Genomic DNA, 13,898 nt, shown 5'->3' on the forward strand with positions numbered 1-13,898 from the left:
CCTTCAAGCCACCAAGGGCCGAAACCCCACACCACAGCCACACCGGCACCCCTGGGTCTCCCGACCCTGCGAGTGACCGGAACCAACCCACCGACAACTTGGGGAACACCACATGATGACCGCGGTGAGCGCGACCGACATCGCGCCGACGGCCTACGCCTGGGAGATCCAGGCCACCGGACTCAAAGTCAGAGTCGGCAGGAACCGCATGGCCGTCGACGGCCTCGACCTGTCGCTCGGCCTCGGCGTACACGGTCTGCTCGGCCCCAACGGGGCGGGCAAGACCACCCTCATCCGGACGCTGGCCACCGTGCTGCGCCCCACCGAGGGCACCCTGGAGCTGCTCGGCGAGTCCGTACGCGGCAGGGGCGAGCACCGTGCGCTGCGCCGCCGGATCGGCTATCTGCCGCAGGAGTTCGGCTACTACAAGCGCTTCACGGTGCGCGAGTTCGTCGAGTACATGGCGTGGCTGAAGGAGGTGCCGAAGGCGGACATCCCCGGGGCGGTGCAGCGGGCCGTGGAGCGGGTGGGCCTGGCGGACCGCGCCGACGAGAAGATGAAGGCCCTGTCGGGTGGCATGGTGCGCAGGGTCGGCATCGCCCAGGCCATCGTCAACGACCCCCGGGTCCTGCTGCTGGACGAGCCGACGGTCGGCCTGGACCCGGCGCAGCGGCTGCGATTGCGCGAGCTGCTGCAGGAGCTCGGCAAGGACACCTGCGTGGTCGTCTCGACTCATCTGGTGGAGGACGTCGCCGCGGCCTGCACCGACGTGGTGCTCTTCGCCGAGGGGCGACTGGTCTTCCAGGGCACCCCGGACGACCTGGCCGCGGCGGGCGGCCCCGAGCACGCGGGTGACAGCCCGCTGGAGCGCGGCTACTCGGCGCTGCTGCAGGGCCCCGGCAAGGGAAGGGGTGCCTGGTGAACATCCGCGTCCTGCGCATCGAGCTGAAGCGCTCCGTCGCCCCGTGGGCCGGCGCCGTGGTCCTGACGGGCGCGCTGGCGTTCCTGTACCTGTTCGACGGATCGTGGTGGAGGGGCACCACGGCGTGGACGGCCCAGTGGACGTCCATGGCCCTGACGACACGCGGCTTGCTGTTCTATTTGTGGCCGCTGGCCGTGGGGACCGGTGCGCTGCAGGGGCTGCGGGACCACCGCTCGAATATGGCCGAGCTGCTGACGACCACATCGCGTCCCGCCTGGCACCGTGCGGCCACGGGGGCGGGCACGATGGCGATCACGCTGGCCTCCGCCTTTGCGCTGCTCGTCGTCGTGGGTGGGGTCCAGGTGTTCGCCGGCACCGGGTACACACACCTCGGGTGGTTGCCGATCTCGCTGGTGGGGGCGCTCTTCCTCATCGCGGGGGCCGTGCTGGGCATGGGGGTCGGGCGGGCCCTGCCGTCCGCGCTCACCCCGCCCGCGCTGGCCATGGGCGCCTTCGTGTTCACAGCCCTCATGCACATGTCGTTGGGCCGGACGGAGAGGACCACGCCGACGGGGATCCCGATCTCGGAGCCGAACCGCGTCTCCCTTCTGTCACCGGCGGTGGAGGAGGTGCGCGATGTGCTCGTCACCCTCTCCCCCTCCGTGCACGTCGGGCAGACGATCTGGCTGCTCGGCATGGCCGCGACCGGCTTCGCGCTGCTCGTCTCCGCGACCCCGCGCGCCCGGCTGATGGCCCTGACGCCCGTCCTGGCGGGCGTGGTGATCGCCCTGCTCGTCCTGCCCTCCGACCCGCGCAGGATGTATGTCGTCGACGAGGCCGCCGCGGAGCTGGTGTGCGACGGCCCGGTGTGCGTGGCCAGGACGCACCAGGCACGACTCACCGACCTGGCGGGTCCCGGCAGGGAGGCGCTGCGCCTGCTGCAGGGCGCCCTGGGCGACCAGGCGCCGGCCTCGGTCCAGGAGAGCACCGCCGTACCGCCGAACGGCTCCATGCCGCAGTGGTCTCCCAAGACCGTGCTCTTCGACTTCGACGACGACATCATCGCCGGCGCGAAGGGCGAGGAGCTGACCTGGGCCCTGATCGCCAAAGGCATGGTGCCAGGGTGTTCCCCCGTCGGCTGGAGCAGCTTCGGGGGAGATCAATTCGCGCAGACCGTCGCGGTGGGCTGGGTCCTCGGGGACCTCAGACCGCTGCCCGGCGCAGGGTCGGCAGGTTTGCGCCGGGAGGTCGACGCCGAGGCCCGCCCGGTGTGGACGGAACTCAAGGCGCTTCCGCGGGCCGAGCAGCTCTCGCGGATCAACGCGATGCGCGCCGCCGCGCTCTCCTGCCAGGGCGACGCGTTCGACGCGCTGAGCGGTGGTGCGTCCCGGTGAGATGGCTGACGCTGTACGCGCGCTCGCGGCAGGTACCCGCGTCGCTCGCCGCGGTGGTGATCAGCGCGGTGGCGATGTGGGCACTCGCCCGGGACGGGGGCGGGGGGCCGGCGGATCCGCGGCTGCCCGTGCTCGTCCTGGCTGCAGGGGCGATGGCGCTCTCGATCGGGCTCAGCGGGCAGGACCTCGCGTTGGACCGGACGGCCGCGATCCGCTGGGTGCCCCGCAGGGCGGCGCATGTGCTGCTCGTCGGCGCGGTCGCCTGCACGGTGTTGCTGACCGTGCAGGCGACGGGCGAGTCCATGGCCACCACTGCGTTCGTCGTACGGGACAGCGCGGGGCTGATGGGGCTGGTCGCCCTGGGCGCGGGACTCTCGGGCGGGCAGTACGCCTGGACGCTGCCGTTCGCCTGGCTCGCGTTCTCGTTCTTCGCCCCGCCCCCGACGAGTGTGCCGATGCAGGTGGCGAGCTGGATGCTGCTGCCGTCCGGCACGGCGGCGGGCACGTGGACGGCCCTGGTCCTCGCGGTCGTCGGCACCGCGGCCTACGCCGTCGCGGGACCGAGACGGTAACCGGTCCGGGCTACCGGATCCGGACACGGCCGTGCCCGCCGCGCCGGCCCGCCCGCGTGCGTGCAGCGGCCCCGCCGCGGCACGCACGAGACCGGCGGCAAGCGCGGCGGGCACCAGCCGGTAAGCGCTGGACAGGCCCGCCGGTGCGGGCGGGGGGCAGCTGCCGGGCTGCCCACCGCCCGCACCGGCAGGCACCTGGTCGCGCTCCACCCCGACGTCGGGATCCCCGGCCGGCCCCGCCGGGAGAGCGCCGCTCCCTCCGCTCCTCCCGTTCCGGCGGTCCCCGCCGGGGCCGCCCGCCGATGATGGCGGAGAGCGATGGGCGGGACCGAATCGCCGCGTGATGCGAGAGGCCTGCGCGAACTGTGACATAACCCGCTGACCAGCAAGGATGGCGCCCGACCCGGGCACTAGACACCCCGCGTATACGCCATGTGTATACAAGGAATGTATAGTTCCGGATATGTCCATCGGTCACACACTGCTAGGACTCCTGGAGTCCGGTCCCCGCCATGGTTACGGCCTCAAACAGGCCTTCGACGAGAAGTTCGGCCACGACCGGCCACTGCACTACGGGCAGGTCTACTCGACCATGTCCCGGCTGCTGAAGAACGGCCTCGTCGAGGTCGACGGCGTCGAGGCCGGTGACGGTCCGGAACGCAAGCGGTACGCGATCACGGACGCCGGGGTCACCGACGTCACCCAGTGGCTCACGACGCCGGAAAAGCCCGAGCCGTACCTCCAGTCGACGCTCTACACCAAGGTTGTCCTCGCCCTGCTGTCCGGGCGCAGCGCAGCCGAGCTGCTGGACGTCCAGCGGGCGGAGCACCTGCGCCTCATGCGAATCCTCACCGACCGCAAGCTCCGCGGCGACCTCGCCGACAAACTCGTGTGCGACCACGCCCTGTTCCATCTCGAAGCCGACCTGCGCTGGCTGGAACTGACCGCCGCCCGCCTCGACGGCCTCGCCAAGGAGATACGCCGATGATCCCCGCCGGTGCCCTGCTCACCGCCGAAGCCCTGCGCAAGTCCTACGGACCGACCCCCGCACTCGACGACGCCGCGTTCTCGATCCACGCCGGTGAGATCGTCGCGATCATGGGCCCCTCCGGCTCCGGGAAGTCGACACTGCTGCACTGCCTCGCCGGAATCGTCACCCCCGACTCCGGGACCATCACCTACGCCGGCCGTGACCTGACCGCGATGAGCGACGCCGAGCGCTCCGCACTGCGCCGCAGCGACTTCGGCTTCGTCTTCCAGTTCGGTCAGCTCGTGCCCGAGCTGACCTGCGTCGAGAACGTCGCCCTGCCGCTGCGGCTGAACGGCGCCAAGCGCAAGGACGCCGAACGCACCGCACGGGCCTGGATGGAACGGCTGGAGGTCGGCAACCTCGGCCACAAGCGGCCCGGCGAGGTCTCCGGCGGCCAGGGCCAGCGCGTCGCCGTCGCCCGCTCCCTGGTCACCGGCCCCAAGGTCCTCTTCGCCGACGAACCCACCGGCGCACTGGACTCCCTCAACGGCGAGCTCGTCATGCAGCTGTTCACCGACGCGGCCCGCTCCACCAACGCCGCGGTCGTCCTCGTCACGCACGAGACACGGGTCGCCGCCTACTCCGACCGAGAGATCGTCGTACGCGACGGAAAGTCGCGTGACATGGAGCCCGCCCTGTGACCACCCGCACCAACAGAGGCACCACCTGGGCGCAGGACCTCGCGATGGGCGCCAAGTTCGCGGTGACAGGCGGCCGGGAGGGGTGGATACGGACGCTGCTGACCGCCCTCGGTGTCGGACTCGGAGTGGCGCTGCTGCTGTTCACCACCGCCATCCCGGCCGCGAAAGAGGCCCTGAGCGACCGCGAGAGCAACCGCAGCACCTACCTCTCCACCGACAAGGCCGCCGAGGACACCCTCCTCGTCGCCGATACCCACAGCACGTACAAGGACAAGAACGTCTACGGCCGGATGGTGCGCGCCGAGGGCTCCAAGCCCGTGCTGCCGCCCGGTCTCGCCCGGCTGCCCGGCCCCGGCGAGATGATGGTCTCCCCCGCGCTGGCGGCGCTGCTCGACAGCCCCGAGGGCAAGCGGCTGCTGGAGCCCCGGCTCCCCTACAAGCAGGCCGGCACCATCGCGGAGCCAGGCCTGCGCGGCCCAGCTGAGCTGGCGTACTACGCGGGCAGTGACGTCGTGAAGGCCGGCGACGGCTTCGTCATGCGGATCAACGGCTTCGGAAACCCCGAACCGCAGGAACCCTGGGACCCGGTCCTCCTACTGCTGATACTGATCACCTGCCTGGTCCTGCTGCTCCCGGTGGCCGTCTTCATCGCCGCTGCCGTCCGCTTCGGCGGCGAGCGCCGCGACCGGCGGCTGGCCGCGCTGCGCCTGGTCGGCGCCGACGGAGCCACGACCCGCAGGATCGCGGCGGGCGAGGCGCTCAGCGGTACCGTGCTCGGCGTGCTCGTCGGCGCCGCCCTCTTCGCCGTGGGCCGGGAGTTCGTGGCCGACTTCCCGATCAACGAAACCCGGATGTACCCGATCGACATCGCCGTCAGCCCGGCGCTGGCCCTGCTCGTCGCCTTCGCCGTGCCGATCGCCTCAGTGGCCGTGACCCTGCTCGCGATGCGCGGGGTCGTGATCGAACCCCTCGGCGTGGTCCGTACGTCGAAACCGCCCCGGCGCCGGCTGTGGTGGCGGCTGGCGATGCCGCTGGCCGGACTGGCCCTGCTCTACCCGATGATCGGGCAAAGCACGATGGAGCAGTTCAACCAGTGGCAGGTCAGCGGCGGTGTCGTACTGCTGCTGACAGGGGTCACCGCGCTGCTCCCCTGGCTGGTCGAGGTCGCGGTGAACCGGCTCGGGGGCGGCTCGGTCTCCTGGCAGCTCGCGGTCCGCCGGCTCCAGCTGGCCAGCGGTGTCGCGGTGCGCCCGGTCAACGGCATCGCCGTCGCCGTGGCCGGGGCGATCGCCCTGCACGCCCTGTTCACCGGCATCGAGAGCTCCTACGCCACGGACACGGGCATCGACACGGACCGGGCGCAGCTCCAAGTACTGACGCCGTCGCAGGTGGAGCCCTCACGCATGCCCGGCATCACCGCGCAAATCGCCTCCACCGAGGGCGTGAGGAAGGCGACCTCCCTCGGCAGTGCGGGACTCGGCGAGAAGGCCCGCAACCCGGAGAACTACCAATCCGTGACGATCGGCGACTGCGCCTCGCTGCGCGAGATCGCCAAGCTGGACAAGTGCGCCGACGGCGACGCGTTCCTGCTGCCCGACCCCGAGCACCCGCAAGAGGTGTCGAAGCCGGGCCAGAAGGTCGTCATCGACCCGTCCTCCGACACCGGAGTCCGCGGCGCGGAAATCGCCTGGACCGTGCCGACGGACATCAAGACCGCCGCATCCCGCCCGGACCCCACCGGCTTCACCCATTCGGGCCTCATCGCCACCCCGGGCGCACTGCCGAAAGAGGCGTTGGGCATCCTCCGCTACAGCACCTTCGTCAACCTCGACCCCTCGGTGGCGGACGCAGAGGAGCACGTGCGGAACACGGTGGCGCGGGCCCATCCTCTGATGATGCCGATGCCCCTCAAGGCGGTGCAGGTCAACGGCCGGTTCGCCACCGTGAAAAAGAGCCTCCTGATCGGCTCTGCCGCGGTCCTGCTGCTGATCGGCGCCAGCCTCTTCGTCTCCCAGACGGAGCAGCTGCGCGAACGTAAGAAGCTCCTCGCCGCCCTGGTCGCCTTCGGCACCCGCCGCCGCACCCTGAGCCTCTCGGTCCTGTGGCAGACCGCCGTCCCGATCGTCCTGGGCCTCGTCCTGGCCTGCGGCGCCGGCCTGGCACTCGGCGCCGTGCTGCTCCGGATGGTGAGCCGGCCGGTGCACTTCGACTGGACGTCCGTGACGGTGATGACCGGCGTCGGCGCCGCGGTCGTCCTCCTGGTGACCGCCCTCAGCCTCCCGCCGCTGTGGCGCATGATGCGCCCGGAGGGGATCCGCACGGAGTAGACGGGGAACCCTACGTGGGTCCGCAGAGGGGCTTCCCATCGGAGAAGCCCGCGGCTGCGGCGGCCGCGGGTCCGGCCGGGTCGCCGTGGTCGGCGCTGACGCGCTGCGGGCGGTAGGCCGGCCGGACGGGCTGCTTCTTGACCGGCTCGGGGGTGAGTGCGACCGCGGCGGGCTGATCCGCAGCAGGGCGCCGAAGACGAGGTAGGGCAGGCGCAGCGGCGCGTCGAGGTACTGGGCGAGGAAGCCGGCGACGAGCGGGCCGAGGCCGCCACAGGCCCTACCAGCCCGAACACCCGACAGGCAGGACCCCAACCGCCGCCTCACAGCCGCCAGCGGGGCGACCACGACCGAGCCCAACAATCACGGCCAGCGCGGCCACTTGCCCGTTACTGGGACACGCTCCTGGTCACTCATCCTTGCTCGCCTGCGTATCTGCGTGAATAGCCGCCTGGGCACGGCACCCGGCTCGCGGTACGGTCGGGGTCACGGTTGTCGACAGGGGGGATTGCGCATGCTGTCCGAGGCACTGACCGCGCTGGCCATGTCCGGTGGGACGGCGGTGATGACCGCGGCGGGGACCGAGGCATGGGAGGGGTTCCGAGGCCGGGTGGCCGCCTGGTTCGGGCGGGGGAACACCCAGCGTGAGAGCGCCGAGCTGGAGCGGCTGGGTCGCACGGCCGCCGAGCTCGCGGCAGCTGAGGGCGGGCAGCTGGAGCGGCTCCGGATCCGCCAGGAGGCCTCCTGGCAGGCCCGGTTCGAGGCGTTCCTGGAGGACCTGCCGGAGGACGAGCGCGAGCGCGCCGGCGAGGCTCTGCGCGAGCTGCTGGCTGAGAGCGCGGCCCAGGCCCAGGTGTCGGCCGGGGACGGCGGGATGGCGGTCGGCGGAAACGTGCACATCAGCGCCCAGGAAGGCTCGGTCGCCGCCGGTGTGATCCATGGGGGCGTGCAGATCGGCCACCCTCAGGTGCCGGATCCGTTCCAGGGCTGAATGGACCGGCCACGCCAAGCCCGTCACAAACCTCGCCACCCCCGCCGCTCACAGGGGTGCAGGCGAGCAACCACAGCTTCGCCGTCGGCCACGCCGACCAGGTGGCCTACTACGCCGGCCGACATGCCCCGGCCGCCTGGCCGCACCAGGTCGGGGCGGTCCCAAACACCGCGCACTGCTTCCAGCGCCGGGCCGTTCTCGATACTCCCGACGCCCCTGCGCGCTGCCGGATACTGGTCGGCGCCGCCGGGGCCGGCAAGACCCAGCTGGCCGCGAACGAGGCCCGCACTGCCTGGCAGGCCGGGCATCTCGACCTGCTGGTCTGGGTCGCCGCCGGCAGCCGCGCGGCGATCCGGAGCGCCTACGCCCAGGCCATCGCCGAGATCACCGGTAGGGACCCGGCCGATCCGGAGCAGGGCGCGCGGGAATTCCTGGCCTGGCTCCGGCCAGGCGGAGCCGGGGAGACGGTTCGCCGGCTGATCGTCCTGGACGGTCTGGTCGACCCCGACGACCTGCGCGGACTCTGGCCGCCGGACCAGCCCGTGGGGCGGACCCTGGTCACCACCTGGCGCCGGGACCTGGCCCGCGAGGGGCTTGGCCGACAGGTGGTCATCGTGCCGTCGTTCAGCTCCGCCGAGGCCTTCGGCTACCTCACGGCGGTGCTCGCCGCGTCCGGCCGGGTCGAGCCGCCTGAGCAACTGGAGGCGCTCGCCCGCGAGCTGGGACACCTGCCGCTCGCGCTCGCGCAGGCGGCCGCCTACGTGGGCAGCACCGGTCTGAGTTGCGCCGACTACCTGCGCCTGCTCGGCGACGACGGTCGGCGGCTGGCCGGCCTCGTGCCGGACCCGGGCGGACTGCCGGACGAGCAGAGCCTGCCGCTGCCATACGCCTGGGACCTCGCGCTGGAGCGCGCCGACGCGCTGGCGCCGGTCGGGACGGCGCGGATGCTGCTGGAACTGGCGGCGCTGCTGGCTTCCGACGGCATCCCGGCTGCCGTGCTGATCGCTGCGGTCAGGTACCTCGACCGGCAGCGGACCGACCGCCCGGCAGAGGACGCGGAGCCGGACGAGCGCGCCGACGAGACGCTCGCGCTGCTGCACCGGTGGAGCCTGCTCGACTACGACCCGGCGGACCAGGACCGGTCGGTGCGGGTCCACCCGATGGTGCAGCGAGCCGTCCGCGAGGGCGTGCCCGCGAGCCGGGCCGCAGAGCTGGCCGACGTGGCCGCCAACCTGCTCTTCGTCGCATCCCGGACGTCGGCGGACGAGGCGAACTCGATGACGTTCTTCCTGGTTCCCCCGAGGGATCGGGCTCCGCACCTGCGTTCGCGCGCCCTCGATTTCCCTCCGGACGTGCTGCGCTCCAACGTCGAGGCGCTGACCCGCAATGCCCCGGCCATGATGCTGGGCTCCGGCGTGCCCGAGCTCCGGTACGGGTGGAGTACCGGTCAGGAGCTGCACGACCTCGTATTCCGGGTGGGCGACACGCTGGCGGACGACGGCCGGCCACAGGCCGCACTGGACTACTTCGTAGCGCTGCTGCCGACGACGGCCGACCGGCTGGGAGCCCGGCACGAGTCCGTGACGAAGCTGCGCGGCCGGATCGCGCGGCTGCGGGCGGAATCCGGCGACCTCGCCGCCGCGATCACCGAGTACCGTCGGATGATCGACGATCAACTGGCCCTGCTGGCCCCGGAGTACGACCTGTACCCCTCCCAGCGGATCCGCCTGGTCGAGGAGGTCACCGAGCTGCGCTACGACCTGGCCTACTGGCTCGAACAGGCCGGCGACCTGCCGGGCGTCGCACGCGTCCATCGCGACCTGCTCGCCGATGACGGCTACGTCGCGGCCGTCAACGGACGGACGGGCCCGCCCGACTTCAACCTACGCCGCAACGCCGCCGAGTGGCAGGGAAAGGCGGGAGACGCGGCCGGGGCAGTGGTCGTGTACCGCCAGCTCGTCAGCGAGCAGTTCCACACGAGCGGGCCGCAGGACCCGGGCACCTTCGACACCCGTTTCAGCTTCGGCCACTGGCTGGGCGAGTCGGGCGACGCACGAGGGGCCGTGACCGTCCTGACCGACCTGCTCAACGACCAACTCCGCCTGGAGTCGCGCGAGATCGCCCAGAGCACTCGGGACACGTGGTCCAACCCGTACGCCGTAGCCACCAACACCGACCGGTCCGCAATCTTCCGCACCCGCGCCGCCCTCGCCCGCTGGCGCGGCCAGTCCGGCGACCCTCGCGGCGCAGTGACCCTCCTCTCCGACCTGCTGAACGAGCAACTGCGTGTCCTCCGCCCGGACCATCCCGACCTCGCGACCACCCAGCAGGCACTCACGTACTGGCAGGAACAATCCCGGGGCAGGAGATGGCTACGAGGGAGGTAGCCCTTGCAGGCCGCTTACCCCGGTGGCGGCTGGCGCGGGCAGCCGGACCGGCAGTCAGAGTCGGTGAGCTCTTTTCAGCCCTGCGGCTCCCGAGCTGTGACGGCTTTGGCGGCCAGCGCTACTGACCTCGGCGCTCAAGGTCGCCGCCGAAGTCCTTCCGGGCCAGCAGACGGTAGGCGTTGGAGAGGCCCGCCGGACCCGCGACGCGGGCGAGGAGGCGGTCCGCCAGAGCGGCGATGAGCAGGGCGGGCGCGCCCGCGACGAACACTGCGGCGCGCAGCGCCCGCCGTAGCCGGCCAGGGGGGCGTCCTGCGCGCCACGGCGCGTCCTCGCGCGGGGCGAGCGCATCGAGCAGGAGCCAGCAGGCGGCCAGCAGGTCGACGGGGTCGTGCGGCTCGGTGTGCTGTTCGAGCAGCACGGTGAAGCCGAGTTCGTCAAGGCGGTGACGCAGGTTGGCCGCCGGGGCCAGGTTGAGGTGCTGCGGCTGGAGCCAGGGCAGCCACCAGCGGCCGAGCAGCCGGGCGTAGCGGCTCTGCGGGTCGGGGACCTCGATCAGCAGCAGTCCGCCCGGGCGCAGCACCTGCCGGGCCGCGGCGAGTTCCCGGTGCGGTTCGGTGCTGTGCTCGAGGTAGTGGAACATGCTCACCACGTCGTACTGTCCGGGCATCCGGCCGGCCTGTCCGGGGAAGGTTCCGCGCAGGCCGCGGCTGACGCGGCCGTGGCGTTCGGCGAGTTCGACGCCCTCGCTGAGGTCGAGGCCGTCGAAGACCGTGGCGGGGAAGACCTCGCGTGCGGTCTCGCAGAAGTGGCCGTGGCCGGTGCCGACGTCCAGCCAGCGCCCGGGTGCGGCGGTGAACGGGAGAACCGACCGGGCGCGGCCGCGGTACGTGCTCCTGCGGGTGCCGAGGGTGGCGCCGAGCCGTTGTTCGCCGAGGCCGTCGTAGAAGTCGCGGTAGTAGAAGGCGAGGCCCGCCTCGGTCAGCCGGGGGTTCTGGAAGACGTGGCCGCAGGCCTCGCACTCGTCGAGGACGAAGGTGCCGGGCTTGTGCTGCAGGAGGTCGCGGGTGCGCAGCCGCAGCCGGAGGAGGCGGGCGCCGCACCAGGGGCAGTCGGTGCGGCGCGGTTCGAAGAACCGGTCGGTGCCGTCGGCGAGTTCGCTCTGGTAGGCGGGGCGCAGGCCGGCGACGGCGGCCTGCCGGGAGCGGGCTGCCGGTTGCGTGGTCATCGGGGCTCCTTCCGTTCGGCTGTCGACGCGGTGATCCGGGCGGGGCCGGGCGGGGCGACGGCCGGCGTGCCGGTGTCCGGCAGGTGGCGGGCGGTGGCCAGTGCTTCGAGCCGTGCGGCGGCTGCGGCGGCGCCGCCCGCGGCGCGGAATGAGTCGCCGATCCGGCGGGCGGCGGCCCGGTGGGCGGGGTCGCCGAGCACGGTGTCGACGGCCTGGCCGAGCCGGGCCGGGTCGGTGCGGCCGAACCTGATCCGCACGCCGGCCCCGGCCTCGGCGACCTGGTGGGCGATCACCGGCTGGTCGTCGCGGATCGGGGCCACCACGAGGGGGACGCCGTGCCACAGGGCTTCGCAGACGGTGTTGTGGCCGGCGTGGCAGACCACCGCGGTGGTGTGCGGGAGCAGGTCCAGCTGCGGTACGGCGGGCAGGGACAGCAGGTCGGGGTCGGGCGGCTGGTCCGCGAGCACCCCGGCCGGGTCGACGATCACGGCCTGCAGGCCGGCGGCGCGGGCCCGGAGCGCCTGCCCGCAGACCGCGAGGAAGGCGGCGCCGGTGTCGGCGTTGGCCGTGCCGAGGGTGACCAGCACGGTGGCGCGGTCCCGGTCCAGCCACTGCCACGGGAAGGCCGGGGTCGTCGGCCGGGGTGCGATCGAGGGGCCGACGAAGTGGACCGGGCCGCTGCCGGCGGTCACGGGCCCGGTCAGGTCCGGGGTGGTGAAGGCGAGCACCAGGTACGGGGAGAACCGCGGGTCGGTCGCCGTTGGCGGGGCGCCGATCCGTCCGCGCAGGCCGGTGAGCAGGTCACGGACCCAGGCAGCGACCAGGGGCAGGTCGTCGAGCGCGCCGGTCAGCTCGGCGGAGGTGGTCGCGGAGGTGGCCCAGGGCAGGCCGAGTCGTTCGGCGACGAGGGCGCCGGCGAGGGCCTGCTGGTCGGCGACGACGACGTCGGGGCGGAATCGCCGGCACGCCAGGGCGACGCCCGGTGCCATCGCCTCGGCGAGCGGGATCAGGAAGTCCTGCCAGAGGAACTTCAGCGCGCCCGGCCCGCGCAGGTCGGGTGTCCGCTCCGGGGTCCGGGGCGGGGTGGCGCACGGGTGGATCTCGCTGTCCGGTCCGGCCAGGTGCGTGATCAGGCCGGGCACTCCGGCCCATGCCACGGCGTGCCCGCGCCGCGCCAGTTCGGCGGCGACCCCGACGGCCGGGTTCACGTGGCCGACGAGGGGCGGGACGACGAAGAGGAAGCGGCTCACGGGCGGGTCCGTCCCGGTGCGAGCACGGTGCGGTCCTCGCCGCGTGCTCCGGCGGGTACGGCGGCCGGCTCGCCGCGCAGCTCCACGCCCTGCTCGCGCAGCCAGTCCAGCGCCAGCTCGCCCACCACGACGGGGTTCTCCACCAGCACCGAGTGATCGTGCCCGGGCACGAAGGTGCTGCGGCAGTCCGGCAGCAGGTCGTCCAGCCAGGCCGCCTGCTCGGCCAGATCCGATTGGGTCCCGTAGACGGCCAGGACCGGGCAGCGGATCGTGCGCAGCTCCCCCTCGCCCGGCAGCCGGCTCGCCGGGATGTCCCGGGCGAGCGAGGTCGCGGCGAGCAGCCGGCCGGCCGAGCGGGCCAGCCTGGCGGTGTGCGGTCCGCGCCGGTCGGCGACCCAGGCCAGGGTGGCCTCGTCGAGCAGTTCGGTCCCGGCCCGGCGCAGGATGCCGTCCAGCTTCACGGACCAGGCCCGGGAGGCCGGTTCGGACTCGATGGCCAGGATGCTCGCCACCGCCGCGGGTCTGCGGACGGCCAGGCCGAAGGCCACGGTGCCGCCGAAGGAGTTGCCGAGCAGGTGCACCGGGCGGGTGACGGCCGACCGGTCGAGCAGCAGCGCGAGGTCGTCCACGAAGCTCTCCAGCCGGTAGCCGGTGGGCGGCCGGCCGGAGCGGCCGTGACCGCGCTGGTCGTACATCAGCACGTCCAGCCCGGCCGCGGCGAGTGTCGGGGCGATGGTGAAGTAGTGGCTGGCCATGCTGTCGGTCAGCAGGCCGTGCACCAGGACGGCGGTGGCGGCGGGCGGGCGGCCGTCGGACGGGGCGAGCCGCTGCACGTGGCAGCGCAGCCCTTCGAGGTCGAGGAAGGGCACGGTCAGCCCCGCTCGGCCGGGCTCAGGCGCTCCACCACGTACGCGACCAGCCGGCCCACGGTCAGCTCGATGATCTCGTCCAGCTCCATGCCGGAGACGAACTCGGCGAAGTTGATGCGGTCGCCCCAGCGGGCCTGGAGCTGCCCGGCGAGGGTCACCAGGTCGATGCTCTCCAGTTCGAGGTCCGCGGTGAACCGGGTGTCCATGGTGACCTCGGCCTCGTCGAGGCCGTACTCGTCGAGCAGCGCGGCCAGCATGGCGGTGATCTCGCCGAGGACCTGCTGGGCGGTCGG

12 protein-coding genes are annotated in these 13,898 nt (G+C 72.9%); 8 read left to right on the forward strand and 4 right to left on the reverse strand.

What is annotated here, in order from left to right; genetic code table 11:
• Positions 1-112: 112 nt before the first annotated feature.
• The 8 genes from ACZ3YO_RS30860 (at position 113) to ACZ3YO_RS30895 (ending at position 10,261) form a co-directional block, all read left to right on the forward strand.
• A complete protein-coding gene (locus tag ACZ3YO_RS30860) occupies positions 113-922 on the forward strand; it encodes an ATP-binding cassette domain-containing protein (RefSeq protein WP_465575847.1) in 810 nt (269 codons plus the stop codon).
• Positions 919-2,316 (forward strand): hypothetical protein, encoded by a 1,398-nt coding sequence (locus ACZ3YO_RS30865; protein ID WP_465575849.1) that lies wholly within the window; start codon positions 919-921, stop codon positions 2,314-2,316. The genes ACZ3YO_RS30860 and ACZ3YO_RS30865 overlap by 4 nt, the downstream gene beginning before the upstream one ends.
• Complete coding sequence (locus ACZ3YO_RS30870) at positions 2,313-2,888, forward strand: hypothetical protein (RefSeq protein WP_465575852.1); 576 nt, start codon at positions 2,313-2,315, stop codon at positions 2,886-2,888. Before ACZ3YO_RS30865 ends, ACZ3YO_RS30870 begins: the two co-directional genes overlap by 4 nt.
• A gap of 463 nt (positions 2,889-3,351) precedes the next feature.
• Positions 3,352-3,876, forward strand: coding sequence for a PadR family transcriptional regulator (locus ACZ3YO_RS30875; RefSeq protein ID WP_465575855.1), 525 nt, complete (start codon positions 3,352-3,354; stop codon positions 3,874-3,876).
• Complete coding sequence (locus ACZ3YO_RS30880; protein WP_465575858.1) at positions 3,873-4,559, forward strand: ABC transporter ATP-binding protein; 687 nt, start codon at positions 3,873-3,875, stop codon at positions 4,557-4,559. Before ACZ3YO_RS30875 ends, ACZ3YO_RS30880 begins: the two co-directional genes overlap by 4 nt.
• 44 nt (positions 4,560-4,603) lie before the next feature.
• The gene (locus ACZ3YO_RS30885; RefSeq protein WP_465576017.1) at positions 4,604-6,886 is read left to right on the forward strand and encodes an ABC transporter permease; all 2,283 of its coding nucleotides are present in this window, start codon (positions 4,604-4,606) and stop codon (positions 6,884-6,886) included.
• 511 nt (positions 6,887-7,397) lie between these two features.
• Positions 7,398-7,874 (forward strand): hypothetical protein, encoded by a 477-nt coding sequence (locus ACZ3YO_RS30890; RefSeq protein ID WP_465575861.1) that lies wholly within the window; start codon positions 7,398-7,400, stop codon positions 7,872-7,874.
• Between the two features lie 56 nt (positions 7,875-7,930).
• Entirely contained in the window at positions 7,931-10,261 is a 2,331-nt protein-coding gene (locus ACZ3YO_RS30895) for a tetratricopeptide repeat protein (protein ID WP_465575864.1), read from the forward strand.
• A 118-nt stretch (positions 10,262-10,379) separates the two neighbouring features.
• Here ACZ3YO_RS30895 and ACZ3YO_RS30900 read toward each other — a convergent pair whose 3' ends face one another.
• Genes ACZ3YO_RS30900 through ACZ3YO_RS30915 form a run of 4 tightly spaced genes read right to left on the reverse strand, consistent with a single transcriptional unit; the run spans position 10,380 to position 13,862 of the window.
• Entirely contained in the window at positions 10,380-11,486 is a 1,107-nt protein-coding gene (locus ACZ3YO_RS30900; protein ID WP_465575867.1) for a class I SAM-dependent methyltransferase, read from the reverse strand.
• Entirely contained in the window at positions 11,483-12,736 is a 1,254-nt protein-coding gene (locus tag ACZ3YO_RS30905; RefSeq protein ID WP_465575869.1) for a glycosyltransferase, read from the reverse strand. The genes ACZ3YO_RS30900 and ACZ3YO_RS30905 overlap by 4 nt, the downstream gene beginning before the upstream one ends.
• On the reverse strand, positions 12,733-13,605 hold the full coding sequence (locus tag ACZ3YO_RS30910) for an alpha/beta fold hydrolase (RefSeq protein WP_465575872.1): 873 nt from the start codon (positions 13,603-13,605) through the stop codon (positions 12,733-12,735). Before ACZ3YO_RS30910 ends, ACZ3YO_RS30905 begins: the two co-directional genes overlap by 4 nt.
• Positions 13,606-13,607: 2 nt before the next feature.
• Positions 13,608-13,862, reverse strand: coding sequence for an acyl carrier protein (locus ACZ3YO_RS30915; RefSeq protein WP_396320564.1), 255 nt, complete (start codon positions 13,860-13,862; stop codon positions 13,608-13,610).
• Positions 13,863-13,898: the final 36 nt, after the last annotated feature.

The organism is Kitasatospora sp. NPDC022785, assembly GCF_055561295.1.